Origin of the sequence: Paraburkholderia sp. JPY419, assembly GCF_050435705.1 — a bacterium.
GTDB lineage: Bacteria > Pseudomonadota > Gammaproteobacteria > Burkholderiales > Burkholderiaceae > Paraburkholderia > Paraburkholderia youngii.
On record NZ_JBNDKV010000001.1, the window covers coordinates 1194044 to 1220404 of the forward strand.

The following is a 26361-nucleotide window of genomic DNA, read 5'->3' on the forward strand; positions in this document are numbered from 1 at the left end:
TTCTCCACCGTCCGTGCGTGCGGACCAGCTCTACCTCGTGAGCTGGCCCGTCACACGTGCCTTGTCGGCCAGCCTCGTCCACGACACGCGAGGCTGGCGCTGTTCTGGTTAGCCGAAGACGACGGGAATCGAATGCGGAACGCGCATCATGATTCCATTGATCTGTGGAGCTGCCGCGGCCGGATCGAGGCGAAGATTGGGCAGGCGATCGAGAATCGCGTTGAGCGCGCGCGTCATTTCCACGCGCGCAAGGTGCTGGCCGATGCATACGTGCGGGCCATACGCGAATGCGAAGTGCCGGTGCGCAGGCTTTCGATAGATGTCGAACTTGTCCGGATCGGGGAAGCGGCTGGGGTCGCGATTGGCGCTTCCCGCCAACACGTCGAGAAATGCGCCCGCCGGAATCTCCACACCGCCGAGCGTGACGTCACGCGAGGCCATCCGCGATTGCATCAACACGGGGCCATCCCAGCGCAGAGCCTCCTCGATCGCCTGCGCGACCAGCGTGCGATCCTCGCGCACCGCTTCGAGCTGCGCGGGATCGCGCAACAGCGCGAGCAGCAGCACGCTAGTTGCGCGATACGTGGTGTCACCGCCCGCATTCACCAATTGGCGCAGGAACGAAATGACGACCTCGTCCGGCAGCAACTCGCCATCGACTTCCGCGATGGCCAGCGAGCTGACGAGATCGTCGCCCGGATTGCGGCGGCGCTCCTCGACGAGTCGAGCGAAATAAGCACCCAGCTTCGTCGACGCCTCCACACCATGCGCCACATCGATCGAAACCAGCGTCTGCGCGATCGCCAGCTTGTGGAAGATCTTGACGTCTTCCGGCGGCAATGCCAGTTGGCGATAGATGATATTGAACGGATAGTGAAGCGTGAACTCGTTGACGAGATCCGCATGTCCGCGATCGATGAACTTCGACATCAGTTCGTTCACGACCGGATCGACCAGCGTATCGCCCCATGCTGCCACCGTGTGCGGCAAAAAGGCCTTCTGGAAGATGCGGCGGTAACGCGGGTGCTCGGGCGCGTCCATCGTCGAGATGCTGCGTCCGAAGCTGATGCCGATATTGCGCTCGTAAGACTTGTTCGAGAACGTGACCGGATCTCCGAGCACCTGCGCTACCTCGTCGTATCCGAATACGCAGTAATGCGCAACATCCGACATCGTGAGATCCGCTGCCGCGCCCATCAGCACACGGTAGTCGCCCTTCTGAACCGAGCCTTTCTCGCGGAGCTCGGCAATCCGCGGATACGGGTTGGGATCGGCGCCGAAAGCGAGCGAATCCTCGAAAAAGGGGTTGAACGTGGGATCGTCGAAGTCCTCGAGTTGCAGCGCGCCCGCCATGGTACCTGTCTCCATTAATCGTTCATTTAAAGGCACCTCTGCCTGGTAGCGACGTGCCGATAGCTGAACTATGTTCGATTTTGCACGAATGTGCAAGATCGTTTTATCATTCGCTGAAAGGGGTCGCGCACTGTCCGATCCGCACCCGCCATGAAAAGGGAAACCATGCCGTCCAGAACCACTCACGCCGCTAGCAGCCCGGCGACTGCCATCAATGAGCCGCGCGCCACGGCGCGCAGCACGACGCCAGAGCGCATTCTCGATACGGCCGAGCGGCTGTTCGCGATGCACGGCTACTTCGGCACGTCGATTCGCGACATCATGCAGAGCTGTGGCATGGAGCTGAGCCTCGCGCGCTACCACTTCGGCAGCAAAGATGCGCTGTTTCAACAGGCGATCGGCCGTCGGGCGGCCGTGATCAGCCGGCAGGTCATCGAATCGCTCGAGGCCGGACTCGCGCCGCTGCGAGGCAAGCGTCCCGATGTCGAGACGATCGTGACCGCACTTTCCGCACCGGCTTTCGCGCATCTGACGAGCGGCGATCCGGGGTGGCGAAACTACCTGCGCCTGCTGACCCAGATTGGCTGCCTTCTGGAGCGCCCCGACCTCACGGCGCCGTTTTATGACCAATACGCGCCGGCGGCCGCGCGCTATCGTGACGCCTTCGCCAACGCGCTTCCTCATGCCACCCGGGAGACCGTCGAACTGGTGCAGCATTTCGTCGAGTCCGTGTTTCATCTCGTGCTCAACGAGCTTTACGCGCAGGAAGCGCGATCCCGAACACGGGCACTCGCGACGGCGCATATCGAGCGCATGCGCACCTACCTGATCCGTTTCGCGGTTGGCGGCATCGAAGGAATGGTCAGCTCCACGGCGGCTCAGCGGGGTTCATGAGCATTGACAGCAGCAACGACGCTCGTTCACAATTTAGAACACTATTCGCAGTTTCTGGCCGCAGCGAACTTGTGGCCGTATGAGATGGAGTTGGCTTCATGACAGCTGGAGACGCAGAGAACACCGCACTGATCGTCGGGGCGGGTCACGCAGCGGGAGAATGCGCGACCGCGATTCGCGAACAGGGATGGACGGGGCGCATCGTGATGGTTGGAGAGGAATCCCACTTGCCGTACCAACGGCCGCCGCTCTCCAAGGCATTTCTGTCGGGCGAATCGACCGCCGAGCAGCTCTACCTGAAACCGCTGTCGACGTACGACAAAGCGCGTGTCGAGTTCATTCCGAATGTGCGCGGGCAACGCATCGACCGTGACGCGAAACGGGTCACGCTCTCCAACGGCAGCGAAATCGGCTATACGAAACTCGTTCTGGCTACCGGCGGGCGCGCGCGGCGCCTGGCGTTGCCCGGTATCGAAACGATCGAGAAGCTGCAGAACTTTCACTACCTTCGCACGCTCGATCACGTCGCGCGCATTCGAAACCAGTTTCATGCCAGCTCGCGCCTCGTGATCATCGGCGGCGGATATGTCGGACTGGAGGTGGCTGCCGTAGCCGTGAAGCGCGGCTTGCACGTCACCGTGCTCGAAGCATTGCCACGCGTCCTCGCGCGCGTCACGGCGCCCGAGCTTTCCGCGTTCTACGAGAAAGTGCACCGCGAGGCCGGCGTCGACATCCGCACCAACGCGATCGTCAGTGAGTTCGAACTCGACGCGTCGGGCGACGCGGTCGCGGCCGTGTGCTGCGCGGACGGCACGCGCGTCGCCGCGGATCTCGTCATCGTCGGCGTGGGACTGGAGCCCGCCACCGAACTTGCAGAAGCAGCCGGGCTGGCCGTCGACAACGGCATCGTGGTCGACGAATACACCCGCACGTCCGATCCGGATATTTTCGCGGTCGGGGATTGCACCAACCACCCCAACCCTTCGCTCGGCCGGCGCCTGCGGCTCGAGTCGGTGCCCAACGCGCTGGAGCAGGCCCGCACCGCGGCTGCCTCGTTGTGTGGCAAGGAGCGCGTCTACAATAGCGTGCCGTGGTTCTGGTCCGATCAATACGATCTGAAGCTCAAGATGGTCGGCTTGTCCCACGGCTACGACGAGTTCGTGCTGCGCGGCAATCCCGATACCCGCTCGTTCTCTGCGTTTTATCTGAAAGACGGCGTGATGCTCGCAGCCGATACGGTCAGTCGCGTGCCCGAATTCGTGCTGGCCAAGCGATTCGTTGCCGAGAAGATTCCAGTCCGCGCGGCCGATCTCGCCGACGAATCGATCCCGTTGAAGAGTCTGCTTCCCCAGTCCAACTAATTTTTCAGAGGTTCAGAAGCCATGCCGCTCATTCGATTCATTCAGCCGGACGGCAGCGAAGCCGCCGTGAGCGCCACCGTTGGCGATTCCGTGATGCAGACGGCAGTCAACAACCAGATCCCCGGCATTCTCGGCGACTGTGGCGGCAGCTGCAGCTGCGCAACCTGCCATGCGTACGTCGACGAGGCCTGGAGCAGCCACATGCCAGCGGCCGAATCCTATGAAGTCGACATGCTCACCTGTGCGATGGACGTGCGCGAAAACAGCCGTCTGACATGCCAGATCTTCGTGACGCCGGAGCTGGACGGATTGGTCGTCCATCTGCCCGGCGTGGCTGCGTAAGCGTGACGGACATGAAGGTTCCGCGCACGACGCTGATCACCGGCGCCGCATCGGGCATGGGCGCGGCGCTGGCCCGGCATTTGACCGCGCTCGGCGAACGGGTGATCGGCGTCGACCTCCGCGATGCGGAAGTTTGCGCGGACCTCACTGTCCCGGCGCAGCGCGCAGCGCTGGTCGCGCGCGTACAGCAGATCACACCGTCGATCGATGCGGTGGTCGCCTGCGCCGGCGTGTCGCCGCCGGTGCCCGGCGACACGCTGGTGGCGGTGAATTACTTCGGCGTTACCGATCTGTTGCCACGCCTGTTGCCGCTGCTGCATCGCGCAAGGGAGCCACGCGCCGTGGTGATCTCATCGCTCGCATCGCTTCATCCGGTCGATGCACGCCTCGTCGAGTTATGCCTCGACGGCAACGAAGCCGCGGCACGCGAGCAAGCTGCAAAGATCGGCGCACAAGGCTATGCGTCATCCAAGCGCGCGCTGACCCAGTGGATACGGCGCACGGCGGTGCTGCCCGGCTGGGCTGACAAGGGCGTGTTGCTCAATGGTGTCGCGCCGGGCGTCGTGAAGACGCCGATGGTCGCGCCGCTGCTGGAAACTGCCGAAGGTCGCGAGGCGCTTGCCGCCGGCGTGCCCACCGTCGTGCCCAATTACGCCACCGCCGAGCAGATCGTGCCGCTCCTCGCATTCCTTGCGAGTCCAGCCAATGGCTACATGGTGGGTCAAGTCCCCTTCGCCGACGGCGGTGCCGACGTGCTCTTGCGTGGAGAAGCCGCGCTGTAACGCGCAAGAGCCGCGGACGCTGCCGTGCTTACGGCGCCTTCGTCAAAGCGTCGATGGCGTGCTGTTCGCTCGCGCTCCAGAAGGTTGCCCACGTAGGAAAACTCTGTGGAAGGCGCGGCTGATACCGGTCGCCTTCATACTTGCCGGGCCAGTTCTGGAAGCGCGGCGCACCGGGGCGCTCGAGCCAATCCGTCGAATACCAGTGCTGTTCGTCGCGACGCTCGAAGTACCATTGCCCATCGCGCCGCACGTAGTGGTCGAAGTAGCAGATGGCCATCACCACCCACGCACCGTTGTCCTCATGCTCCGCGCGACAATAGACGCTTCCCGTTGCATGGTCGGCGTCGATGAAATCGACTGTGTGGCCGCAGATCTGGTGAATGCTGCGGTAAAAGCCGCGCAAAATATGCTCGGACCCATAGAAGGTCTTCAGCGCCGCGCGCCCCACGCCCCATCGGCCACAGTTGACGTCTTCGGCGAACAGTTGCACCAGACTGTCCAGATCGCGCGAATCGACCGCAAGCGCGTATCGCACCGGCAACTGTTGTATAGCAAGCTGCGCCTCGATGCGCTCGATACGCGCATGAAGACCGGAATCCGTCGTCATGCCGCCCCCTTCGCAACGTTAGTCGTCGCCGCCGAGCGCGCACGGATTTCGTCCGCATAGTAAGGCTGGTGCGAAAGAAGCCCGCCATCGACGTTAAACACCTGGCCGGTGACGAACGCCGCTTCATCCGAAGCGAGATACACCACCGCATGCGCAATGTCTTCGGGCTGCCCGAGCCGCGGCGTCAGATGGTGGCTCAACATCATCTCCCCGAGCACGCCCGCGTAGTACGCCTGGGTCACCGGAGTGACGATCAGGCCGGGAGCAATCGCGTTGCAGCGTATTCCCTCCTTACCGTGCTGCGCGGCGATGTAGCGCGTCAGGTTCTCGATACCGGCCTTGCAGACACCATATGCGCTATACCCCAGAGCACCCGCCTGAGCCGAACCCGACGAGGTATTGATGATCGAACCGCCACCACGTGCCCGCATCAGCGGCAGTGCACGCCGGGAAGCCAGCATGGTGCCGCGAAGATTGATGCGCATCGTGTCGTCCCAGACAGCGACGTCGACTGTCTCGACCGCCGCATCGACGGTACTGGAAAGCGACGTGGCCGCGGCGTTGTTGTGCAGGATATCGAGGCCGCCCCAGCTCTTGAGCGTCAACTCGAACATCGCGTCGATCGAACCTTCGTCGCCGATATCGACACGCGCCGCGACTGCCTGGCCGCCCGACTCCTTGATGCGACGAACCTGCTCCTGTGCGCCTTCGAGATTGAGGTCCGCCACGACGAGCAGCGCGCCCTCATCCGCGAGTCTCGCAGCACAGGCCGCGCCGATGCCCGACGCGGCTCCGGTCACAATGGCTATCTTGTCCTTGACACGCTGCATCCTCATTCTCCTCGGTAAGTGATCTTTATTGAGTGGCCAGTGAAAGCTTGCCGGGATTGAGGACCGGGCCCGCTGTGTGCTGACCACCATCACCGTAGATCACGGCGCCATTAACAAAATTGCATGCCTCGGAGGCCAGGAAAAGCACTGTCGCGCCAATATCCTCCACCGTATCGCCGAGGCGACGCAGAGGTAACTGCGCAACCATCAGGTCGAGGAGTTTTGAACGTCGCTGATGAAAGACCCTGAATTCTGGAGTATCAGCAAGAGGTAGCAGCAGGTTGGTGGCAATTTGATACTTGCCCCAATCCACGGCTGCCGTACGAGTCAGTCCGACCAGCCCCCACGCTGCCGCGTTGTAGGCAGCGATTCCGTCATTGACGTTTTCGCCGTAACGGTGGCCCACATTGATGATGCGTCCGCCGCCCGCTGCACGCATGTGTGGCAGCGCGGCCTGCATGGCTGCTGCGGCCGCATGAACGCGCCCGAGTGACGTCTCGAACTCCGTCGGCGGTTGCTCTTCCAGCGAGCCGATATGCGGCTGTGGCAAAACGTTGTTGACCAGTATGTCCAGGCCGCCGAGTTGGTCGACGACATGCTCGATCGCTCCATGCACTGCATCCCATGCAACGCCTGACGAAATTGCTCGTCCACCGGCACGACAAATGTCCCGCGCGACAGCCTCGGCCCCGGCGATATCAGCATCGATCAACGCAACGGCGACTCCCTCGCGCCCGAGGCGCAGAGCGATGCCACGACCGATCGCGTCGATGCCAAAAACGATTGCGCGCTTCTTGTCGAACTGGCTCATCTTGTCCGCCTTCACTGAAACACGGTGCCCACGGAATGCAATTGAGGTAATCCCAGAAGATTGGCGCCGCCATCTATGAAGAGGGATTGGCCAGTGATGAAGCGGCCGTGCTCGGACACAAGTCCCAGAACCGCTGCACCAATGTCTTCCTCGGCACGACCATGACGGCGCATCGGATTGAGACGGGCGACCGCTTCGGCCTTCTTTGCATCGCCGCGATAGAAGGCTGCGTAAGACGGACTCCAGCCGGACGGCAGAACTGCGTTGACCGTGATGTTGTCGCGCCCCCATTCATTCGCAAGGGTTCGCGTGAGACCGCGGATCGCTTCCTTCGCGGCGTTGTAGGCAAGACCGTATCTGCTGCCGTAGACGGCATTGATCGACCCGAAATTGACGATCCGGCCGCCTGCTGCTTTGCGAAACCATGGCAGTGCCGCCTGACTGGCCCACAACGACCCGTAGAGGCCGGAACGAAGCGCCACTTCGAGGTTGGCGTCGTTGGCCGAGGATTCGACCTCTACCAGGTCCGGTACGACCTGCGCATTGTTGACGAGAATGTCCAGCCGCCCGAAATGGCTGGCGCCGTCTTGCACCAGAGATTGGACCTGAGATTTGTCGGTCACGTCGGCCGGAATGAATAGTGCTCCTGCGCCGATGGCGAAAAGAGATTCAACGACTTTCATTCCCTTTTCCGCCGAGCGGCCGTTTACGACTATCTTCGCGCCAGCACGCGCAAGTCGTAGAGCAATGCCTTCGCCCAGACCTTGGGTCGCACCGGTGACGATGGCGACCTTTCCATGGAGTTGTTTTGCCAAAGTGCTCATCGTCATGAAGCCCGGGAAGCCGCAGACGATGCGGGATTAACGCCGAGTGTCCGGATCTCGGCGGCAACCGCTTGCGCGCTTTCGGCACTTCCGCCGTCGCCGGTCGTGTCGCCACCATAGTCGTTCACGACGATCCGTGCGCCGCGAAGCGCAAACTCAGTCGCAATCGCGCGGCCAATTGCACCGGCAGCACCAGTCACTATGGCGACTTGTCCATCGAACGATAGTTGCGGCATAACGGCGACTCGAACGGCGCCTCGATCAGCCGGCCGCAACGCGGTCGAGATGAAAGTCGATATCGCCAAACATCTTCTCCATCATCGTCATCTTGCGGAAGTAGTGCCCCACCGGATATTCCTCGGTGAGCCCCATGCCACCGTGCAACTGGATGCCCTGCGCGCAAACGAAGCGATTGGCGCGCGCGGCAACGGCCTTGGCCGCCGAGATCACGCGGCTGCGTTCGGCCGCCGGGCTGTTCAGGTGGGCGATCCCGCAGTACAGCATTGAGCGCGCCTCCTGGGTGGCGACGAACATCTCCGCCATGCGGTGCTGCAACGCCTGGAACTTGCCGATAGGCTGGCCGAACTGCGAGCGTCCCTTGATGTACTCCGAGGTGATCGCCGTCACCGCTTCCATCATGCCGAGGCTCTCGGCCACGCTCGCGAGAATCGCGAGTTCCGTGGCTTGCGTGAGCACCTCCAGCGCGCGTTCCGGGCCGACGATCAGCGCATCCTCACCGAGCTCGACGTTGTGCAGGTCGATATCCGCGGCACGCGATCCATCGAGCAAGCGGTACGAACGGCACGTCACGCCCGCAGCGCGCCGATCGACGAGAAAAACGCCCACGCCCTGCGACGCACCTTCGACTCGCGCGGTCACGAGAAACTGATCCGCCGACGCGCCTGCGATCACCAGCGTTTTTGCCCCGCTGATCAGGTAACCCGAGGCTGTCTTGAGCGCGTGCGTTCGGGCGTGGCATCCCACTTTGTACCGGCTGCCCGCTTCGCTATCCGCGAGCGAAAGCAGCAGCTTGCCCTCGATGACGGCGGGAAGCAGCGTCTCGCGCTGACCCGGCGCATCGCCTCGTTCGATGATCGTCGCGCAAAGCAGCGCCGTCTGTACGACCGGCTCGAGCGCCATGCCGCGGCCCAGCGCCTCCATCAGGATCGCCGTCTCGACAAACGAGCAACCGAGACCGCCGACGTCTTCCGGCATGGTCAGGCCGAGCCAGCCAAGCTCCGCATAGGCGCGCCAATGTTCGCGGCTGAAGCCCTCTTGTCCCGCCGCGATGCGCGTGCGCGCCTCGAATCCATACTCCTGCTGAACATAGCGCTCGGCGCCATCCTTCAGCATCAATTGTTCTTCGGAGAAGTTGAAGTCCATGGCTACAGTCCAAATGCCAGCTTGGCGATGATGTTCTTCTGCACTTCGCGCGCGCCGCCATAGATGGTGGATGCGCGAGCGATCAGATAGCCCGACGTGCGGCCACCCATGTAGTCCGGCCAGTTTTCGTCGACTACCGGATCACCATCTGGCTCGCTGTGGTCGTCGAAACGTATCGCGCGAGGACCGAGTGCGTCCATTTGCAGCTGCGTCACACGCTGTTGCATCTCCGAGCCGCTGATCTTCAGCGCGGAGACGACAGCGTCGAGATTGCGCTCGCTCTTCTCTTCAGCGAGGATGCGCAGCACGGACCATTCGAGCGCCATCAGGTCCGCTTCGACCTCCGCGACCTTGCGCGCGAACCCGGGCGTATCGATCAAGCGCACGCCGTCCACCGTCTCCTGTCCGGCGATGTCTTTCGCGCGTTGCAGCTCACGTTTGTTGAAATACAGGAACGCGCTCGCCGTGCGCTCCTTTTCGAGCAGATACTTCGCATAGGTCCAGCCCATGCCAGCCTCGCCCACGAGATGCGCCTTCGGCACGCGCACGTTCTCGAGGAACACTTCATTCAGCCCCTTGCCGCCCTCGATCGAGACGATCGGACGCACCGTGATGCCCGGTGTGTCCATTCTGACCAGCAGGAAGGAGATACCGCGTTGCGGCTTCACGGTCGTATCGGTCTTGACGAGGAAGAAGCCCCAATCGGCAATCGTCGCGTCGCTGGTCCAGATCTTCTGGCCGTTGATGACGTACTCGTCACCGTCGAGCACGGCCGTGGTCTTCAGTCCGGCCAGATCCGAGCCCGCGTTCGGTTCCGAGAAGCCCTGGCACCAGAACTCGTCGCCACGCAGGATAGGCCCGAGAAAACGCTCCTTCTGCCAGTCCGAGCCAAACGCGATGATGACGGGCGCCACCATCTGAGTGGACTGCCAACCGTAGTCCATCGCATCGGCGTTGTACAGCTCTTCCATGAAGATGTGCTTGCGCAACGCGCTCCAGTCAGTGCCGCCATGTTCGGCCGGCCAATGGGGCGCGCCCCAGCCGCGCTCGTACAAAATGCGCTGCCATCTGCGGATGTCATCGCGCGCGGGCGGATGCACGCCATCATGCCAGCGGCGCGAGATGTCGGCCGGTGCATGCTCGTTGAAAAACTTCCTGACTTCCTGACGAAATGATTCGTCTTCCTCGCTGTAGCCGAAATGCATGCCTGACTCCTGAATCTCTTTCGCCTTTGTCTGCTCTGCCGCGCCGCTGTGCCGCGCTCGTGCGGGGTTCCGCCTAGCGGCCCCTGAACGCTGGTGCGCGCTTTTCTCTGGCCGCGAGCCGTCCTTCCGCCGCATCCTCCGAGTTCACCGCAAGCGCCACCGCGTTAAGTTCCTGAGCAAGAAACTCTTCCATGCTGCCCGTGTTCAACCTGAACAACTGCTTGGTCAGCCCGAGCGAAAAAGTCGGGCCGGCCGCAAGCTCGCCAGCCAGCTTTTCGGCAGCCGCATCGAGGTCGCCGTCTTCGACGAGATGACTCGCCAGACCCATATCGAGCGCTTCCTTGCCGCTCAGCCGGCGATTCAGATACATGATTTCCTTCGCGCGAAACTCGCCGCAATGACGGGCGAGCAGATGCACCATGCCACCTTCAGGCAAGGTGGCGCGCATCAGGAATGCGGGAATGAACTGCGCAGTATCGGAAACGACAAGCTGGTCCGCGCACAGCGCGAAGCTCCATGCGATCCCCACGGCCACACCCCGTACCGCCGCGACCATCGGCTTGTTGAGGTTGTACAACCGCAGCGCGATCTTCTGATACACCGCCATCGATGCACGCGCGTGCGCTACGCTCATCTGCGGCGGCGCGGCGCCGCTGCCCTTGATGTCGGCGCCGGCGCAAAAGGCGCGGCCTGCGCCGGTGAGGATCACCGCGCGAATCTCGGGGTCCTGTTCGATGCGATCGAGGTGGCCGAGAATCAGCTGGAGCATCTCCGGTGTCAGCGCGTTGAGCTTCTCGGGGCGGTTCAGACACAGCGTCGCAACCGCGCCGTTCAATGTGAGTTCAACATCCATGATGTTCGGACCTTCGTTTGGGTTGGAGTGGTCGCTTCGAACGACGGGTCAACTGCCGCGAGCGTGCAGCCGGATCATCCCGTCGCCGAACGGCTCGTCGCGGCGCTTGAGCGCCTCCTTGAGGCCAACCGCTTCCATGTCTGCCTTGAATTGCGCGCGCCGCGGCCCCTGGCTCTGGTGAGCACGGGCGTCGTTCTCGACCGCAATGCGTTGCAGCGTGCGCGAGCCGGCCAACTCCAGGCCGAGGTTGACGATGCGCTTGTTCGCAGCCAACAGATCGGCATCGACGAACGACAGACGGCGCGCCAGCTCGTTCACCTCCGCGTCGAGCTGTTCTGCCGGCACCGCATCCATGACCAGCCCAATCTTCGCGGCGTCGCGGCCCGTCAGCGAGTCGCCCGATAGCAGCAGACGTTTCGCCCACTGCGGGCCCACGTGATAGAACCACATATGCGCAGGCGGCGAGCCGTTCGCACGCGTGGCGGGAAAACCGATCCTCGCATCGTCGGCGGCGATCACCATGTCGCACGCGAGCGCCAGGTCCGTGCCGCCCGCAAGACAGTTGCCATGCACCTGCGCGATGATCGGCTTGTGGATTTCGGCCATCAGATTGACCGTCTCCGACTGCCGCTCCATCGACCAGCAGTCGTCGTCGAAGCTGCGAATCGTGCCGCGATAGTCACCCGGATCAACGGCGTCCGCGGCACGGTCCGAATACGTCGTCACGAGATCGTAGCCCGCGCAGAAATCGCGGCCGGCGCCCGACAGCACGATCACGTTCACCGCTTTGAGGTCGTCGGCTTCGAGCAACGCCGCTTTGAGTTCCTGCAGTAGCGGATTGTTGATGGCGTTGCGCTTGTCCGGACGATTCAGCGTGATGCGCGCAACCCGTTCCGCTACTTCAAACTTCACGCATTCCGAACTCTTTAGCCATTTGGCCATGATCGATTCTCTCCGAATGAGGCGATTGCCGTTCACTGGGCAAACTGCTGGCGCAAGCTCACCTTGCTGATCTTGCCGGTCGGCAGTCTCGGCAGCTCGTCGACGAAGGCGATGGTCTTCGGACATTTGTAGCTCGCGATCAGGCCGCGGCAGAACTCGATCAGCTCGGCTTCGCCCGCTTGCTCGCCCCGCCGCAACACGACGATCGCTTTCACGCACTCTCCCCACTTCTCGTGCGGCACGCCGATCACCGCCACGTCGATGACCGCCGGATGCTGCCCCAGCGCATCTTCGACTTCACGGCTATAAATGTTTTCGCCGCCGGAAATGATCATGTCCTTCTTGCGGTCGACGAGGAAGATGTAGCCGTCCTTGTCCTGGTAGCCCATGTCGCCCGAGCGGTACCAGCCGTCGCGCAGTGCTTCCACCGTCGCCACGCTGTTGTTCCAGTAGCCGCTCAACTGCGTCTGCGAGCGCAGCCAGACCTCGCCGGTCTGACCTTGCGGCAGATCGTTGCCGTGATCGTCGACGATGCGCAGGTCGATGCCGGGACACGGACGTCCCACCGATGCCAGGCGCCGTACCTGTTCCAGCGTCCCTTGAGGCTTCACCTCGTGCGCAGGCAGCCAGCAGGCATTGCTCTCGGTCATACCGTACTGCACCGAAAACACGGGGCCGAGCACCTGAATGCCACGCACAAGCAGTGGCGGCGGCACCGGTGCAGCCGCGGTGACGATGTTTTCGATGCTCGACACGTCATAGCCCGACAGCTCCGGCACGTCGAGGACCGCCTGAAGCATGGCGGCAACCATGAACGTGAAGGTGATGCGCTCTTGTGCGATCGTCTCGAGCATTTGCTTTGGATCGAAGGCGCGATGTACGACCGTCGTGCCGCCCATCCACGCGACCGCATTAACGAAGCCGATCCCGCCGACATGAAACGCCGGCGTCGTCTGCAGCACACGCGTCTTGCCAGAAAACTCCGTCACGAGCGCGCAGCTTTCCGCGGTCACGCACATCGCATGGTGCGTGCGCACGACACCCTTGGGACGCCCTGTGGTGCCGCTCGTGTACATCAGATACGCGTAATCCTCGGGATTCGAGCGGATCGGCGGCCCTTCCACTGGGCCGGCTTCCATCACCGCCTCGAATGAAACGGCCCAATCAGGCGCGTCGCCGATGCAGATGTACTGCTCGATTCCGGGCAGTTGCGAACGCAGTCCGTCCACGACATCGGCATACTGAGCCTCGAAGACGAGCGCTTTGGGCGCCGCATCCTTCAGAATGTAGAGAATCTCCGCGGGCGCCAGCCGGAAATTGACGGTCGCGAGAATAAAACCGGCCCACTCGCATGCACGGTAGGTCTCGTAGTACTCCGCGCAGTTCATTGCGAGGATCGCAATCCGATCCTGACGTCGCAGGCCGCGCTGATACAGCGCGCCCGAAAAGCGTCTTGCACGCTCCGCCAACTGAGCGTGCGTCAGACGCCGTTCCGCATACACGAGCGCCGTGTGGTCGGCATGCAAGCGAGCGTTTCGCTCGATCATCTCGCCAAGGGTTCTCATCTCAATCCCGTCGTTGTTGTGTCAGATCGTCTGTTAACCTGCGAGCGTCTGCGGATCGGCCAGCACGGTGCCGATGAATGCAGCGAAGCGCGCCGCGTCGGCTCCGTTGATCACGCGATGGTCGTAGCTGAGCGACAAGGGCAGCATCTTGCGCCAGCTGACGCCGCCGTCATCCGCCGGCGCGGCCGCCAGCCGGGTTTTAGTCACACCGAGAATCGCCACTTCAGGCGCATTGACGATAGGCGTAAAGCCAGTCCCGCCAAAGCCGCCCAGCGAGCTGATCGAGAAGCAGCCACCCGACATCTCTGCCATCGATAGTCCCTTTTCGCGGGCCTTCTGCGAAATTGCTGCAAGTTCCACCGAGAGTTCTTCGACACTCTTCCTGTCGCAATCGCGCAGCACCGGCACGAGCAATCCAAAGCGCGTGTCCACGGCGACCCCGATGTGGAAGTACTTCTTCAGAACGATGTTTTTGCCGTCACCGTCGAGCGACGCGTTGAATTGCGGGAACTCCTGCAAAGCCCGCACCACGGCTTTGATCAGGAAGACGAGCGGCGTCAGCTTGACCGCCGGATTCGCGTCGTTGCGCGCCTTGCGATAGCTTTCGAGCGACGTAATATCGGCATCGTCATGGTGGGTCACATGCGGAATCGTCAGCCAGTTGCGCGATAGGAAGGCTCCTGTGAGCTTCTGGATGCGCGACACCGGCTTGACCTCTACCTCGCCGAATTCGGCGAAATCGACCTGCGGCCAGGGCGGCAGATTCGCACCAAACGCTGGCGCAGCGGCCTCGCCTGAACCAGTATTCACGTTGGACTGCGCTCGGGTAGCTACGGATTCGACACTCATCGCGGATGCCTTTTCAAACGACTCTTGAACAGCGTGACCGGCCTGCGGCCAATCAGACGATTTCCGCCAGCACCGTGCCGACGGGATACACTTCGCCAACCTGGGCGACGATGCGCAGCGTGCCCGACGCTGGCGACTCGACCTCCTGAACCGATTTGTCGCTCTCGAGCGCGTAGAGAATCTGCCCTTCGCTCACGGTCGCGCCGTCTTCCGCCAGCCATTCGGCCAGCGTGCCTTCATTCATGGAAAAGCCCAGTTTGGGCAGCAGAACTTGTGTGGTCATGAGCTTGCTCTATTGATGATGGAAATTGCGGGAGCGCGTGCTTGTCATTTCAGCGTCGCGCGAACCGCCGCTTCGATGTCTGCCACGCCCGGCGCGAACGCGTCTTCGAGCGGCTTGGAGAACGGCACGGGGCAGAATTGCGCGCCCACGCGCTGCACCGGCGCCTTGAGTTCGCGAAAGAGGGCCTCGTAGATGCGAGATGCGATTTCAGCACCCACGCCGAACGGCTTGACGGCCTCGTGCACCACGACGGCGCGCCCTGTTTTGGCAACCGAAGTCAGGATGGTTTCGGTATCAAGCGGCGAGACCGTGCGCAAATCGATCACTTCGCAGGAGGTACCGTCCTTGGCGAGCGCCTCCGCGGCGACCATGACCTCTTGCACGCGGCGGCTGTAACTGATCAACGTGACGTCCGTGCCTGCGCGCACGACGTTGGCTTTTCCAAGTGGAATCGCCACGCCGCGCTCCGGCGCATTGCCCGGGTTCCAGTAGGTCGGCATGTTCTCGATGAACAGACAAGGGTCGTCATCGCGGATGCAGGACAGCATCAGGCCATACGCATCGGCAGGATTCGAAGGCGCGACCACCTTGATGCCGGCGACGTGCGCGAACCACGCTTCGAGGTAGTCCGCGTGCTGACCACCCGTGCCGAAGCCGGCACCGGTCATCGTGCGGATCACGATCGGCACATTGGTCTGCCCGCCCGACATGAAGCGCAGTTTCGCCGCGTGATTCACGATCATGTCCATCGCGACGGTCGTGAAGTTCATCAGCATGATTTCCGCCACCGGGCGCATGCCGACCATCGAAGCGCCGATTGCCGCACCGATGATGGCCTGCTCCGAGATCGGCGTCGAACGCACGCGCGACGTGCCGTATTTCGACGACAGTCCCTTCGTTACGCCGACAATGCCGCCTTCCTGACCGTCGGCAACGTCTTCACCCAGCACGATCACGTTGACGTCGGCGGCCATTGCATCGTCGAGCGCGAAGTTGACGGCCTGGATAGTGTTGATGTTGGTTGGCATCTGGCTCATGCAAGCACCTCGTCCTTGAAGATGTCGCGACGAAGCTCAGCGACATCGGGATATTCGCTCGACAACGTGAATTCGACCGCAGCGTCGATCTGCGCCTCGTGCCCGGCTTCCATCGCGGCCAGTTGCTCTTCGCTCGCATGCTTTGCATCGATGAGCCACTGGCGGAACAGCGGCACAGGGTCCTTGGCGACCCAGGCCGCCTTTTCGTGCTTGTCCATGTACGCGTCCGGATCGCCAAATACATGGCCCTGAAAGCGGAACGTGTTCGCTTCGATGAGCGTCGGGCCGCCACCGTCACGCGCACGCTCGACCGCCTCGCGCGCCGCCTTGTGCATCGCGATCGGATCGTTGCCGTTCACCGTCACGCCGGGCATCTGGTACGCGACGGCGCGTTGCGCGATATTGGACACGGAGGTGCCGTAAGCGTATTTGGTGTGCTCGGCGTAGCCGTTGTTCTGGCAGACGAAAATCACCGGCAGTTTCCAGACGGACGCCATGTTCAGTGACTCGTGGAACGCGCCGATGTTGGATGCGCCATCGCCGAAGTAAGCGACTGCCACCCGCCGTTCACCACGAATCTGCGCGGCAAGCGCCAGGCCATTCGCAATTGGCATCGAACTGCCGACGATGCCGGTCGTGACCATCACGCCGGAAGCGGGATGGGTAACGTGCATCGGACCGCCCTTGCCCTTGCAGGTCCCGGTCACTCGTCCACCGAGTTCGGCCCAGAGTTCCTTGAGCGGCACACCTTTGGCGATCATGTCGTGAACACCGCGGTAGATCGTGCAGATGTAGTCGTCATCGGTGAGGCACACCGACATCGCCGACGGAATCACTTCCTGCCCACGCGGCGAGTAGTACGGCATGACCAGCTTGCCGGCCTTGATCACGGCGCGAAAGCGCTCATCGTTCTGCTTGATGAGTGTCATGCGCCTGTAGATGTCGACCAGGACTTCGCTGCTGGGCGGCTGATAGGCATTCATTCGTCACTCTCCTGTGTCACCAGATCTTTTGCGCGCCGCTCGAATGCAGCGCCGCGATGTAACCGAACACAAACGATGCGCCGATGCTGCTGCCGGCGCCCGGATAACACCGGCCAACCACGGATGCCGTGCAGTTGCCGGTGGCGTAAAGCCCAGGGATTTGCGAACCGTCATCCTTCAGCACACGTCCGAACTCGTCGGTTACGAGACCGCCAGCAGTACCGACATCGCCTGGATACATGCGCACCGCGTAGAACGGGCCCTCCTCGATCGGCCCGAGATTCGGGTTCGGTTTGATGGTCGGGTCTCCATGGCAGCGATCGAATGCGCGCGAGCCGCGGCCGTAGTCTTCGTCGACGCCCGTTTTGCAGAACCCATTGAAGCGCTGGACCGTCTTGAGCAGACCAGCACGCTCGATGCCGCATTTCGCGGCTAGCTCTTCGAGCGTGTCAGCCTTGATCATGTATCCGCTGTCGAGCCACTTCTGCGGAATCTGGCCCGGCATCGCCGTACCCCACGGGTAGTACTTGCGCTGGCGGCTGTCCATCACGACCCACGCGGGCACCGCTTTTCCAGTCTGCTTGTGGCGCTCGTACATGCGTTGACCGATCTCCATGTACGCTCCCGCTTCGTCGCAAAAGCGCTCGCCATCCTGATCGACCATGATCGAAAACGGCAGAGAGAGGTCGAGGTGATGCATGAACGGCAACGGCGAACCATCCGGAGCGCGCGCACCTTCCGGCAGTTCCTCGTTGGGGCCGAGCGACGTCACGACCCACCACGCTTCTTCCATGCAATCCACCGCGCCGCCGAGCGCGATCGCAGCTTGCAGAATTTCACCGGTATCGCCTGGATTCGCATTGGTCCAATCCGCGGACGACGGCTGCGGCTGGTACTTGCGGCGCATCTCCGCGTTGTGTGAAAAGCCGCCCGTATTGAGCAGGACGCCCTGGCGAGCGCGCACGCGCAACTCCCGGCCGCTGCGCACTGCGACAATGCCGACCACACGTCCGTCCTCGACGATGAACTCCCGTACCGGCGTGTCCGTCCAGATCGGCACGTTCGCGCGCAGCGCCATCTGAAGCATGCGCCCCTGAATCGCCGCACCGTTGGCCACCAGCTCCTTGCCGGTGATCTTCTGGTAAAGCATGCGGCCGCCGAGCTGCATCGCCTTGCGCTTGCCGCCCCACGTCCGCTTCATCAGAAACAGTGTCGGGTACTCGTCCGAGTTGGCTGGCATCGACGGGCCTTTATAGCGCGACAAGCGCGGCGCCCATTCGCCCAGTTCCTTCACGTCGAACAACTTCGCCAATAGCGAGCGGCCACGGGGTTCCCCGCCGGGCAGCGTGTCGTAGTAATCGGACCAGCCGTCCGCGTACACGAACTGCATCCCCTGCTGCTCGAGAAACTCCGCCATCTTCGGCCCGGTGCGCAGGTAAGCCTCGCGTCGCGCATTCGAGGTGCCCGGTCCTTGATACGTGACCGCGGCGTCGAAGTACTGCCGTGCGCGCTCATACGAATCGCTCACGCCGTGGCGCTTCATCACGTGATTGTTCGGCAGCCACCAGACACCACCCGAATAGCCGGTCGAGCCACCGACCTTCGCCTGCTTCTCGATGATCAGCGCTTCCTTGCCCACCGACTTGCAGGCAAGCGCCGCACACATCGAACCACCGCCGCTGCCTACCACCACGAAGTCGTACGTTGCGTCCCAGCTCGTCGACATCACTCCTCCCGCGCGATGAATTCGCGCAGCGCGCGATGGAAGTTCGAAACCGACGATTCCTGCAGCGGATTCGTGCGCGAACCCTTGAAGCCGCGCGACTTCATCCCCTGCTGCACATTGGTCATGTTCTGGAAGTCCTGCCACAGGATCAGGCCGAAGTTCTCCTGAGCGTTCTCTTTCCAGTCATCAACACCGTAGTAGAACTCGCGCTTGAGCGGCGGCTCCGCGCCCGGCGCGAAGCGCTGCAGCGACCAGATGTCGTAGATGCACGAATCGGGGTTGTCGCCGTCCGGGCGTGCGCGGTAAAACAGCGCGCCGTCGGGGTACGGAAGAAACACGAGGTTAGGGAAGACATGCCAGTCCGCGCCCGCGCGACCGAGTTGCTCGAAAGTGATCTCCGGCCAGCCGGCGCCCTCGGCGATCGCCGCTTCGCGTTGGAAATCCATTGCCTTCGCGAGGACTTCGAACTGGTTACCTGAGGGCGACATTTCCGTCATCAGCCGCTTCGCCGCTTCGTAGTCGCGCGCGGTATTGATTGCTTTCAGGGTCTCTTCCATCACACGGAAGAAGTTGACGAGACCCTGACGCACGTCCTCCGGCATCGGCTTGCCGGTTCGCGGTGACGGCGCACCGATCATGCGCGTGGCCGTCGAGTAGCCGAACATGCCGTGGCGGCCGTAGGCGAAGCTTCGCGTTACGTCATCTCCCGCGACATCCAGCAACTGAGGATGTGTTGCCGCGACGTGATAACCCTCGTTGAACGCTTCGAGTGCAACCTTCCAGTTGCACGGAAGACGAATCGACTTGTACCAGCGGTAGCGCATCTTCTCGAACTCGAAGCAGTTCGTGATCTCCGGTACCGGATCGAGGAATTTAGCGAGCGGCTCCGCGTTCGGGTCCATGTTGATGAAGACGAATCCGCCCCACGTGTCCACCAGAACATCGGTGAGACGCAGATCACCGTCGGTCATTTCCTCGCAGCCGGCCCAGTCGTCACGATCGAGCACGCGCGCGACGCTGCCATCCAGATTCCACTGCCATCCGTGATAGGCACAGTGAAATTTCGAGGCCTTGCCGCTGCCGTTGGTCAAGCGACGGCCACGATGCTGGCAGACGTTGAAAAAGGCCCTGATCTGATCAGCCGCCGTTCGCACCACGATGATCGACTCGCCGGCCACGTCGAAGGTGACGTAGTCGCCGACGTTGGGAATTTCTTCCAGCCGACATGCAACCTGCCACACGTGCGGCCACAGGCGCTCGTTCTCCCGCTCGAGGAATTGCTTCGACAGGTAACTGTCCTTCGGCACAAAATCGAGACGGACCGTGTGTTCACCCGAATCGGGACCTCTGTTACCCATTGCTATCTCCTTCGTGATGTGGCCGGCGTAGGCGCCGGTTCCGACTCTTTATGTTGTGGCCGAGTGGTTCGCAATCGATATGCAACGACCGGTTCAATTGTTGTGAACGGCGTTCAGATGCTAGGCTGACGCCCGGATTGCTGTCAATCCGGGCGAACGTCAATCGAGCGCTGCGGTCAGCGCCGGAACAGCTTCGAACAGGTCCGCGCTGAGACCGTAGTCGGCCACCTGAAAGATCGGTGCCTCCGCGTCTTTATTGATCGCGACGATGACCTTCGAATCCTTCATGCCGGCGAGGTGCTGAATCGCTCCCGAGATGCCCACCGCGATATACAACTGAGGCGCGACGATCTTGCCCGTCTGACCGACCTGATAATCGTTCGGCACGAAGCCGGCGTCGACCGCCGCACGCGACGCGCCCACGGCCGCACCAAGCTTGTCCGCAAGCGCGTCGAGCAGCTTGAAGTTGTCGCCGTTCTGCATGCCACGCCCGCCCGACACCACGATGTTTGCCGCCGCAAGCTCCGGCCGGCTCGATTTCGTGAGTTCCTGCCCGACAAAACGGGCCTTATCGAAAGCCGGCGCCGATGCAACAGCGCGTGACGGCGCGGTGGTCGAACCGGTCGCTGCGGCATCGAACGCGGTCGGCCGAATCGTGATGACTTTGATCGGGTCGGACGATTGCACTGTTGCTAGTGCATTACCCGCATAGATCGGGCGCACGAAAACATCGGCAGCCTTGAAGGCAACGACATCGGAAATCTGCGCGCTATCGAGCAGCGCGGCCACACGGGGCATGAAGTTTTTGCCCACCGCCGTGGACGCTGCGATCACGTGTGTATAAGCGCGGGCCAACGAGACCACGAGTGCGGCGAGGTTTTCCGGTAACCCGTGCGCGTATTCGGGTGCTTCCGCGACGAGCACTTCGGCGACACCGGCTACGTTCGCGGCTTGCTCGACGGCGGCCGACGCGCCGTGGCCCGCCACCAGCACATGAATGTCGCCACCCACTGCGCCCGCCGCCGTGATGGCGTTGAGCGTGGCGCGCTTCAGGGTCGCATTGTCGTGTTCGGCGATAACGAGAATAGTCATGATCAGATCACCTTCGCTTCGTTTCGAAGCTTTTCAATCAGCGCTGCAACATCCGGAACCATCACACCGCCCCTGCGCGCCGGTGGCTCGGTCACTTCGAGAACCTTCAGGCGAGGCGCGACGTCAACGCCCAGCGCTTCAGGATTCAGCGTATCGAGAGGCTTCTTCTTCGCTTTCATGATGTTGGGCAACGTCACATAGCGGGGACTGTTCAGGCGCAGATCCGTCGTGATAACTGCAGGCAGATCCAGCGCGACGCGTTCGAGCCCGCCATCGATCTCACGCGTGACGAGCAGTTGTTGACCATCCACTTCCGTCTTGAACGCAAACGTCGCCTGCGGCCAGCCGAGCAATGCGGCGAGTTTCTGCCCAGTTTGGCCAGCGTCGTTGTCGATGGCCTGCTTGCCGAGCAAGAACAGTTGCGGGTTTTCCCGCGCGGCTACGGCGGCCAGCAGCTTTGCGACCGCGAGCGGCTGCAGATCCGCATCGCTCTCCACTAGCACCGCACGATCCGCCCCCATGGCGAGTGCCGTACGCAGTACCTCCTGCGATTGCGCGGTGCCCGCCGATACCACGACGACTTCAGTCGCAACGCCTGCTTCCTTGAGGCGCACCGCCTCCTCCACCGCGATCTCGTCGAACGGGTTCATGGCCATTTTTACGTTGGCCAGATCGACCCCCGAGCCGTCGGACTTGACCCGAGGTTTCACGTTGTAGTCGATCACGCGCTTCACCGCGACCAGTATCTTCAATTTGACGCTCCGAACGCTTTGTTGAACAATGTTCTATATTCTGAACCGTTCTTTTTGTAGCTGTCAACGAGAAGAATGAGGAAAGCGTCACTCGGCGATCAATTCGACGCCCTCGTTCAACACCAAGGAGACGACAAATGAAGCTCTATCGATGTGAGCGTTTCGAAGGCATTGCGGGACTGGCGTTATGCGAGGAACCCGATCCGGCGCCACCTGGCGCTCATCAGGTATCGGTGCAGGTCAACGCGAGTTCACTGAATTTCCGTGAGTTGCTGCTGATGAATGGAGCGTTTCGCGACTGGATGGCACCGAACTTCATTCCGGCCTCGGACGGCGCGGGGGTCGTGCTCGCGGTCGGCGCAGGTGTACGTCGCTTCAAACCGGGTGACCGGGTGATGGCCAATTTCGCGGAGAACTGGCACGGCGGAGCGCGCCCGCAATACGCAGATACTTTGGGCCGCGGCGCTATCGTCGAAGGGATGCTTCGCGACATAGTCGTACTGAGCGAGGAAGAACTGATTGGTGTTCCCGAGCACCTTTCCGACGAGGAAGCCGCGACACTGCCGTGCGCCGCCGTCACCGCATGGAACGCACTGTGTCAGCATGCGCCCCTGCTGCCGGGCCAGACCGTCCTCGTGCAAGGTTCCGGCGGCGTATCGATCTTCGCTCTGCAGCTAGCACGTCTTTTCGGCGCCCGCGTGATCGCCACTTCGTCCAGCGAGTCGAAACTGAAACGCCTGGCCGAACTGGGCGCAGACGCGACCATCAACTACCGCGACACGCCCAATTGGGAAGACGCCGTGCTGCGCCTGACCAATGGCCTTGGGGTCGATCTCGTCGTCGAGGTGGGCGGAGCTCAAACGTTCGGCAAGTCGGTTGCTTGCACACGGGACGGCGGCCGGATCAGCGTCGTCGGACTGCTGACCGGTGCCCCCTCCCCCGGCGAGGGATTCTTCACGCGCGGACTGACAATCGCACCGATCCGCGTCGGCTCCCGCCAGGACTTCGAATCGATGAACCGCGCAATCGCATTGCACAAACTGCGGCCGGTGATCGACTCGGTCTATGACTTCGCGCATGTACCCGATGCGCTTCGGCACCTCGAAAGCCAGAAACATTTCGGCAAGGTCGTCATTCGCCACCAGTAATCAGCCTTCCCATCATCCACGGGAGTCAGACAATGAAGCTCTTTTCACTGGAAGGACAAATCGCGCTCGTCACGGGCGCATCGCGCGGTCTCGGCTTTGCCATGGCGTCGGCGTTGGCGTCGGCCGGTGCGACCGTCATCCTCTGCGCGCGTTCGCGTACGAGCCTCGAAGCCGCCGCGGAATCGATTCGCAAAACAGGCGGCGTCGTCGATATCGAACCGTTCGACCTCACCGATCAGAACGCCATCCGAAACGGCGTTCGCAACGTCCTTGCGCGCCATGGCCGCATCGACGTACTGCTCAACAACGCGGGCATTTGCGAGTGGAGCGACTTTCTCGAGTCGAGCGTCGATATGTGGCAAAGAACGATGGATACCAACGTTACGGCCGCATACCTGCTCGCGCAGGAAGTGGCGCGCCCGATGATCGAACGCGGACACGGACGCATCATCAACGTCGGGTCTTATGTGTCGGTGCTCGGCCGTGAGAAGCTTCAAGCGTACGTGGCCAGTAAGCATGCCGTTGCCGGACTCACGAAATCGCTCGGTGCGGAGCTGGGGCGACACGGCATTCGTTGCAACGGGATCTGCCCCGGCTACTTCCTCACGGATATGGCTGAGCCCGTCACATCGAATCCGCAAATGAAGGAGATCGTGCGCTCGCACATTTCGGTTGGCCGTTGGGGCAATCCCGAGGAACTAGGCGGCGTCGCCGTGTTTCTCGCGTCGCAGGCCAGCTCTTACATGAATGGCCAGATGCTGATGGTCGACGGCGGAGTCTCGGAGATCCTGAGCTTTTCGATGTCCGTGGTGTAAGGCCGAGCGGCCAGCGGGCCAACTTATTTGTGCTGCGAGGCGGTGCCGCGCGCAACGCGCGGCACCGCCACATACTCGCTACCGCAGCGTGACCTCGCCGCTACAAGCTTCGACGTTCGCCGAACCACCCGCTACGCCGCTCGCCACCGCCTTGCGCGAAATTCCCTGCAGAAGGAAATTCGACAGCGCCGGGATCAGGATCAGCGCACCGATCATGTTCCACAGGAACATGAACGTCAGCAGGATGCCCATGTCGGCCTGAAACTTGATTGGCGAGAAGGCCCACGTCACTACGCCGGCAGCCAGCGTCACGCCGACCAGCGCCACGACCTTGCCCGTGAACTGCACCGCATGACGATATGCTACGCGCAGCGGCTGCCCCGCACGCTGATACGCGAGCTGCACGCTCAGCAGATAGAGCGCATAGTCGACGCCAATCCCCACGCCCAGCGCGATCACCGGCAGCGTCGCCACCTTCACGCCGATGCCGAGCTTGACCATCAGCGCCTCGCACAGCACCGAAGTGATTCCGAGCGGCACGACGGCCACCACGACCGCGCGCCAGCTGCGGAACGTGATGAAGCACAGCAGGATCACCGCCGCATACACCATGAACAGCATGGTGCGGTTCGCTTTCGCGACAACCACGTTCGTCACTGCATCGATGCCGGCCGAGCCGGCAACCATCAGGAACTGGTGGTCGGCGTCGCTATGTTCTTTCGCGAATGCTTCCGCCGCCTCCATGACACGCGAGAGCGTCGCGGCTTTGTGATCGGTCAGATAGGCGATCACGGGCGCCGTGCCGCAAGTTTGGCTCAGTAGGTCCGGATGATCGAGCAGGATCTGCCACACCGTCTTGTTGACGATCGAAGGCACGCGGTCGATCGTGTACCACTTCGGGTAGCCCTCGTAGAAGCCCGCCGTCACCCAGCGCGCGAGGCCACCAACCGAAGTCGTCGTCTGCACGCCCGGCACGTTGCGCAGTGTGGCTTCGAGTCGGTCAGCCTCGAGAACGAGCGGGAAATTGTCGGCGTCGCAAGTGCCGTGCGACGACTTGCCAACCACGACGAAAAGATCGCTCGACAAGCCGAAATGCGTGTTGACGTAAGCGTTGTCGAGGTTGTAGCGCGAGTCTGGACGAAGCTCCGGCGCGCCCGAATCGAGGTCGCCGATTTGCAGATGCTGACTGATCGACCAGCCGAACACCGTGAGTGCCGCCGCGCAAACGATCGCACCCACGGCCCAGCGGCGTTCGGTGAAGCGGTCGAGCAGGTTCCACAGCGCGCCTGCCGACGAGGTTCCGCGCGCCTCGTTCTGTTCGCCGCGCACGCTGCGTCGTGCCGCTGACGGACTGACGCCAATGTATGAAAGCAGTACCGGCAGCAGCAGCAGATTCGTGAACACGAGCACGCCCACGCCGACGCTCGCCGTGAACGCCAGATCCTTGATCACCGGAATGTCGATGACCATCAGCACCGCGAAGCCAACCACGTCCGCGAGCAACGCCGTGAGACCGGCGAGGAAAAGCCGCCGGAACGTGTAGCGTGCCGCCACGTAGCGATGTGTGCCGCGCCCGATGTCCTGCGTGATCCCGTTCATCTTCTGTGCGCCATGCGATACGCCGATGGCGAAAACGAGGAACGGGACCAGTACCGAATAGGGATCGAGCACATAGCCGAGCGAGCGAATGATGCCGAGCTGCCAGACGACGGCAATCAGCGAACATGCCACCACCAGCAGCGTGCTGCGATAGCAGCGCGTGTACAGAAAGATCACGCCGAGCGCGATCGCCGCGGCCACGCCGAAGTACATCGCCACCAGCTTGAGGCCGTCGATCAGGTCGCCGATCAGCTTCGCGAAGCCCACCACGTGCACGTGCACCTCGCCGTGACCTTCCTTCTTGATGACCTCGTCGATCTGATGCGAGAGCTTCGCGTAGTCGAGCGCCTTGCCGGTATCGGCATAGTGATCGAGCAGCGGCAACTGGATCATGCTCGAATGCAGATCATTCGACACGATGCTGCCCACGATGTTTGCGCGCGCCACGTTCGTGCGCAGCTGTGCGATGGCCCGCGCGGACGCGTCGAAGCCGTCAGGCATCACCGGGCCGCCCGCGAAGCCATTCTCCGTAACCACGTTCCAGCGCACGATCGGCATCCAGATCGACTTCACGCCAGGACGGTCGACGCCCGGAATCAGGAACAATGCATCATTGACGCGTCGCAGCGCGGCAAGATACTTCGGATCGTAGATATCGCCCGAGGGATTCTCGACGACGATCCGCAGCGAATTGCCGAGCCCTTTAAGGTCCGCCTTGTTGGCGAGATAGTTCTTGATGTACGGATGCGACAGCGGAATCATCTTCTCGAAGCTCGCATTCACATCGAGACGCAGGGCCTGAAACCCTAGCACCGCCGTGATGATCGCGCAGATGACGATGAGCCAGGGACGGCGGTTGAAGATCAACCGTTCAAGCGCGTTGCCTGAACGTGAATCGAACTGGGCAAGATCCGCCACAACGGGCATCTTGTCGAATTGGGCATTGTTGCCGCCAGCCATGTCTGCT

General features: G+C 62.3%; 25 protein-coding genes. 6 read left to right on the forward strand and 19 right to left on the reverse strand.

The features are described 5' to 3' along the window. Nucleotides 1–108 precede the first annotated feature (108 nt). The gene (locus QFZ91_RS05530) at nt 109–1353 is read right to left on the reverse strand and encodes a cytochrome P450 (RefSeq protein WP_429566662.1); all 1245 of its coding nucleotides are present in this window, start codon (nt 1351–1353) and stop codon (nt 109–111) included. A gap of 165 nt (nt 1354–1518) precedes the next feature. Between QFZ91_RS05530 and QFZ91_RS05535 the strand changes: the two genes are divergently transcribed. From QFZ91_RS05535 to QFZ91_RS05550, 4 genes are all read left to right on the forward strand, one after another. Further along, nucleotides 1519–2247, forward strand: a complete 729-nt coding sequence (locus QFZ91_RS05535; RefSeq protein ID WP_429566521.1) for a TetR/AcrR family transcriptional regulator — start codon at nt 1519–1521, stop codon at nt 2245–2247. 98 nt (nt 2248–2345) lie between these two features. Further along, complete coding sequence (locus QFZ91_RS05540; RefSeq protein ID WP_429566522.1) at nt 2346–3608, forward strand: NAD(P)/FAD-dependent oxidoreductase; 1263 nt, start codon at nt 2346–2348, stop codon at nt 3606–3608. Nucleotides 3609–3629: 21 nt separating this feature from the next. After that, nucleotides 3630–3950, forward strand: a complete 321-nt coding sequence (locus tag QFZ91_RS05545; RefSeq protein ID WP_018436097.1) for a 2Fe-2S iron-sulfur cluster-binding protein — start codon at nt 3630–3632, stop codon at nt 3948–3950. Between the two features lie 11 nt (nt 3951–3961). Next, entirely contained in the window at nt 3962–4732 is a 771-nt protein-coding gene (locus tag QFZ91_RS05550) for an SDR family oxidoreductase (protein WP_429566523.1), read from the forward strand. Nucleotides 4733–4760: 28 nt separating this feature from the next. On the opposite strand, the gene QFZ91_RS05555 is transcribed toward QFZ91_RS05550, so the two are convergent. From QFZ91_RS05555 to QFZ91_RS05635, 17 genes are all read right to left on the reverse strand, one after another. Then, on the reverse strand, nt 4761–5339 hold the full coding sequence (locus tag QFZ91_RS05555; RefSeq protein WP_176378355.1) for a nuclear transport factor 2 family protein: 579 nt from the start codon (nt 5337–5339) through the stop codon (nt 4761–4763). Beyond that, nucleotides 5336–6169: an SDR family oxidoreductase gene (locus tag QFZ91_RS05560; protein WP_429566524.1), complete on the reverse strand. Its 834-nt coding sequence runs from the start codon at nt 6167–6169 to the stop codon at nt 5336–5338. Before QFZ91_RS05560 ends, QFZ91_RS05555 begins: the two co-directional genes overlap by 4 nt. Nucleotides 6170–6194: 25 nt before the next feature. Continuing rightward, a complete protein-coding gene (locus QFZ91_RS05565; protein ID WP_429566525.1) occupies nt 6195–6980 on the reverse strand; it encodes an SDR family NAD(P)-dependent oxidoreductase in 786 nt (261 codons plus the stop codon). Between the two features lie 11 nt (nt 6981–6991). Further along, nucleotides 6992–7804, reverse strand: a complete 813-nt coding sequence (locus QFZ91_RS05570; RefSeq protein WP_429566526.1) for an SDR family NAD(P)-dependent oxidoreductase — start codon at nt 7802–7804, stop codon at nt 6992–6994. A gap of 261 nt (nt 7805–8065) precedes the next feature. After that, the gene (locus QFZ91_RS05575) at nt 8066–9187 is read right to left on the reverse strand and encodes an acyl-CoA dehydrogenase family protein (protein ID WP_429566527.1); all 1122 of its coding nucleotides are present in this window, start codon (nt 9185–9187) and stop codon (nt 8066–8068) included. 2 nt (nt 9188–9189) lie between these two features. Continuing rightward, on the reverse strand, nt 9190–10392 hold the full coding sequence (locus tag QFZ91_RS05580; RefSeq protein ID WP_429566528.1) for an acyl-CoA dehydrogenase family protein: 1203 nt from the start codon (nt 10390–10392) through the stop codon (nt 9190–9192). A gap of 73 nt (nt 10393–10465) precedes the next feature. After that, nucleotides 10466–11245: an enoyl-CoA hydratase/isomerase family protein gene (locus QFZ91_RS05585; protein ID WP_429566529.1), complete on the reverse strand. Its 780-nt coding sequence runs from the start codon at nt 11243–11245 to the stop codon at nt 10466–10468. A gap of 48 nt (nt 11246–11293) precedes the next feature. Further along, nucleotides 11294–12187 carry a crotonase/enoyl-CoA hydratase family protein gene (locus QFZ91_RS05590; RefSeq protein ID WP_176378362.1) on the reverse strand — a complete coding sequence of 298 codons (894 nt, stop codon included), beginning with the start codon at nt 12185–12187 and terminating at the stop codon, nt 11294–11296. 32 nt (nt 12188–12219) lie between these two features. Next, nucleotides 12220–13752, reverse strand: a complete 1533-nt coding sequence (locus QFZ91_RS05595; RefSeq protein ID WP_429566530.1) for a class I adenylate-forming enzyme family protein — start codon at nt 13750–13752, stop codon at nt 12220–12222. A 33-nt stretch (nt 13753–13785) separates the two neighbouring features. Further along, entirely contained in the window at nt 13786–14562 is a 777-nt protein-coding gene (locus tag QFZ91_RS05600; protein WP_429566531.1) for a 2-oxo acid dehydrogenase subunit E2, read from the reverse strand. A 91-nt stretch (nt 14563–14653) separates the two neighbouring features. Further along, a complete protein-coding gene (locus QFZ91_RS05605) occupies nt 14654–14884 on the reverse strand; it encodes a biotin/lipoyl-containing protein (protein ID WP_152851317.1) in 231 nt (76 codons plus the stop codon). 44 nt (nt 14885–14928) lie between these two features. Continuing rightward, nucleotides 14929–15921 (reverse strand): alpha-ketoacid dehydrogenase subunit beta, encoded by a 993-nt coding sequence (locus QFZ91_RS05610; RefSeq protein WP_429566532.1) that lies wholly within the window; start codon nt 15919–15921, stop codon nt 14929–14931. Next, a complete protein-coding gene (locus QFZ91_RS05615; RefSeq protein ID WP_176122697.1) occupies nt 15918–16904 on the reverse strand; it encodes a thiamine pyrophosphate-dependent dehydrogenase E1 component subunit alpha in 987 nt (328 codons plus the stop codon). Before QFZ91_RS05615 ends, QFZ91_RS05610 begins: the two co-directional genes overlap by 4 nt. A gap of 16 nt (nt 16905–16920) precedes the next feature. Further along, a complete protein-coding gene (locus QFZ91_RS05620) occupies nt 16921–18630 on the reverse strand; it encodes an FAD-binding protein (protein ID WP_429566533.1) in 1710 nt (569 codons plus the stop codon). After that, nucleotides 18630–19988, reverse strand: a complete 1359-nt coding sequence (locus QFZ91_RS05625) for an aromatic ring-hydroxylating oxygenase subunit alpha (protein ID WP_429566534.1) — start codon at nt 19986–19988, stop codon at nt 18630–18632. The genes QFZ91_RS05620 and QFZ91_RS05625 overlap by 1 nt, the downstream gene beginning before the upstream one ends. A gap of 159 nt (nt 19989–20147) precedes the next feature. After that, the gene (locus tag QFZ91_RS05630; protein WP_429566535.1) at nt 20148–21080 is read right to left on the reverse strand and encodes an electron transfer flavoprotein subunit alpha/FixB family protein; all 933 of its coding nucleotides are present in this window, start codon (nt 21078–21080) and stop codon (nt 20148–20150) included. Nucleotides 21081–21082: 2 nt separating this feature from the next. Then, nucleotides 21083–21832: an electron transfer flavoprotein subunit beta/FixA family protein gene (locus tag QFZ91_RS05635; protein ID WP_429566536.1), complete on the reverse strand. Its 750-nt coding sequence runs from the start codon at nt 21830–21832 to the stop codon at nt 21083–21085. Nucleotides 21833–21969: 137 nt separating this feature from the next. On the opposite strand from QFZ91_RS05635, the gene QFZ91_RS05640 reads away from it, so the two are divergent. Together QFZ91_RS05640 and QFZ91_RS05645 are read left to right on the forward strand one after the other, a co-directional pair. Then, nucleotides 21970–22980: a zinc-dependent alcohol dehydrogenase family protein gene (locus QFZ91_RS05640; RefSeq protein ID WP_429566537.1), complete on the forward strand. Its 1011-nt coding sequence runs from the start codon at nt 21970–21972 to the stop codon at nt 22978–22980. A gap of 32 nt (nt 22981–23012) precedes the next feature. Next, the gene (locus QFZ91_RS05645) at nt 23013–23795 is read left to right on the forward strand and encodes an SDR family oxidoreductase (RefSeq protein ID WP_176378370.1); all 783 of its coding nucleotides are present in this window, start codon (nt 23013–23015) and stop codon (nt 23793–23795) included. Between the two features lie 78 nt (nt 23796–23873). On the opposite strand, the gene QFZ91_RS05650 is transcribed toward QFZ91_RS05645, so the two are convergent. Beyond that, complete coding sequence (locus QFZ91_RS05650; RefSeq protein ID WP_429566538.1) at nt 23874–26354, reverse strand: efflux RND transporter permease subunit; 2481 nt, start codon at nt 26352–26354, stop codon at nt 23874–23876. Nucleotides 26355–26361 lie beyond the last annotated feature (7 nt).

Bases quoted from the DNA above. Each gene is read 5' to 3' on its own strand.
- QFZ91_RS05530 (WP_429566662.1), bottom strand. From the start codon at position 1,353: ATGGCGGGCGCGCTGCAACTCGAGGACTTCGACGATCCCACGTTCAAC.
- QFZ91_RS05535 (WP_429566521.1), top strand. From the start codon at position 1,519: ATGCCGTCCAGAACCACTCACGCCGCTAGCAGCCCGGCGACTGCCATC.
- QFZ91_RS05540 (WP_429566522.1), top strand. From the start codon at position 2,346: ATGACAGCTGGAGACGCAGAGAACACCGCACTGATCGTCGGGGCGGGT.
- QFZ91_RS05545 (WP_018436097.1), top strand. From the start codon at position 3,630: ATGCCGCTCATTCGATTCATTCAGCCGGACGGCAGCGAAGCCGCCGTG.
- QFZ91_RS05550 (WP_429566523.1), top strand. From the start codon at position 3,962: ATGAAGGTTCCGCGCACGACGCTGATCACCGGCGCCGCATCGGGCATG.
- QFZ91_RS05555 (WP_176378355.1), bottom strand. From the start codon at position 5,339: ATGACGACGGATTCCGGTCTTCATGCGCGTATCGAGCGCATCGAGGCG.
- QFZ91_RS05560 (WP_429566524.1), bottom strand. From the start codon at position 6,169: ATGCAGCGTGTCAAGGACAAGATAGCCATTGTGACCGGAGCCGCGTCG.
- QFZ91_RS05565 (WP_429566525.1), bottom strand. From the start codon at position 6,980: ATGAGCCAGTTCGACAAGAAGCGCGCAATCGTTTTTGGCATCGACGCG.
- QFZ91_RS05570 (WP_429566526.1), bottom strand. From the start codon at position 7,804: ATGAGCACTTTGGCAAAACAACTCCATGGAAAGGTCGCCATCGTCACC.
- QFZ91_RS05575 (WP_429566527.1), bottom strand. From the start codon at position 9,187: ATGGACTTCAACTTCTCCGAAGAACAATTGATGCTGAAGGATGGCGCC.
- QFZ91_RS05580 (WP_429566528.1), bottom strand. From the start codon at position 10,392: ATGCATTTCGGCTACAGCGAGGAAGACGAATCATTTCGTCAGGAAGTC.
- QFZ91_RS05585 (WP_429566529.1), bottom strand. From the start codon at position 11,245: ATGGATGTTGAACTCACATTGAACGGCGCGGTTGCGACGCTGTGTCTG.
- QFZ91_RS05590 (WP_176378362.1), bottom strand. From the start codon at position 12,187: ATGGCCAAATGGCTAAAGAGTTCGGAATGCGTGAAGTTTGAAGTAGCG.
- QFZ91_RS05595 (WP_429566530.1), bottom strand. From the start codon at position 13,752: ATGAGAACCCTTGGCGAGATGATCGAGCGAAACGCTCGCTTGCATGCC.
- QFZ91_RS05605 (WP_152851317.1), bottom strand. From the start codon at position 14,884: ATGACCACACAAGTTCTGCTGCCCAAACTGGGCTTTTCCATGAATGAA.
- QFZ91_RS05610 (WP_429566532.1), bottom strand. From the start codon at position 15,921: ATGAGCCAGATGCCAACCAACATCAACACTATCCAGGCCGTCAACTTC.
- QFZ91_RS05615 (WP_176122697.1), bottom strand. From the start codon at position 16,904: ATGAATGCCTATCAGCCGCCCAGCAGCGAAGTCCTGGTCGACATCTAC.
- QFZ91_RS05620 (WP_429566533.1), bottom strand. From the start codon at position 18,630: ATGTCGACGAGCTGGGACGCAACGTACGACTTCGTGGTGGTAGGCAGC.
- QFZ91_RS05625 (WP_429566534.1), bottom strand. From the start codon at position 19,988: ATGGGTAACAGAGGTCCCGATTCGGGTGAACACACGGTCCGTCTCGAT.
- QFZ91_RS05630 (WP_429566535.1), bottom strand. From the start codon at position 21,080: ATGACTATTCTCGTTATCGCCGAACACGACAATGCGACCCTGAAGCGC.
- QFZ91_RS05640 (WP_429566537.1), top strand. From the start codon at position 21,970: ATGAAGCTCTATCGATGTGAGCGTTTCGAAGGCATTGCGGGACTGGCG.
- QFZ91_RS05645 (WP_176378370.1), top strand. From the start codon at position 23,013: ATGAAGCTCTTTTCACTGGAAGGACAAATCGCGCTCGTCACGGGCGCA.
- QFZ91_RS05650 (WP_429566538.1), bottom strand. From the start codon at position 26,354: ATGGCTGGCGGCAACAATGCCCAATTCGACAAGATGCCCGTTGTGGCG.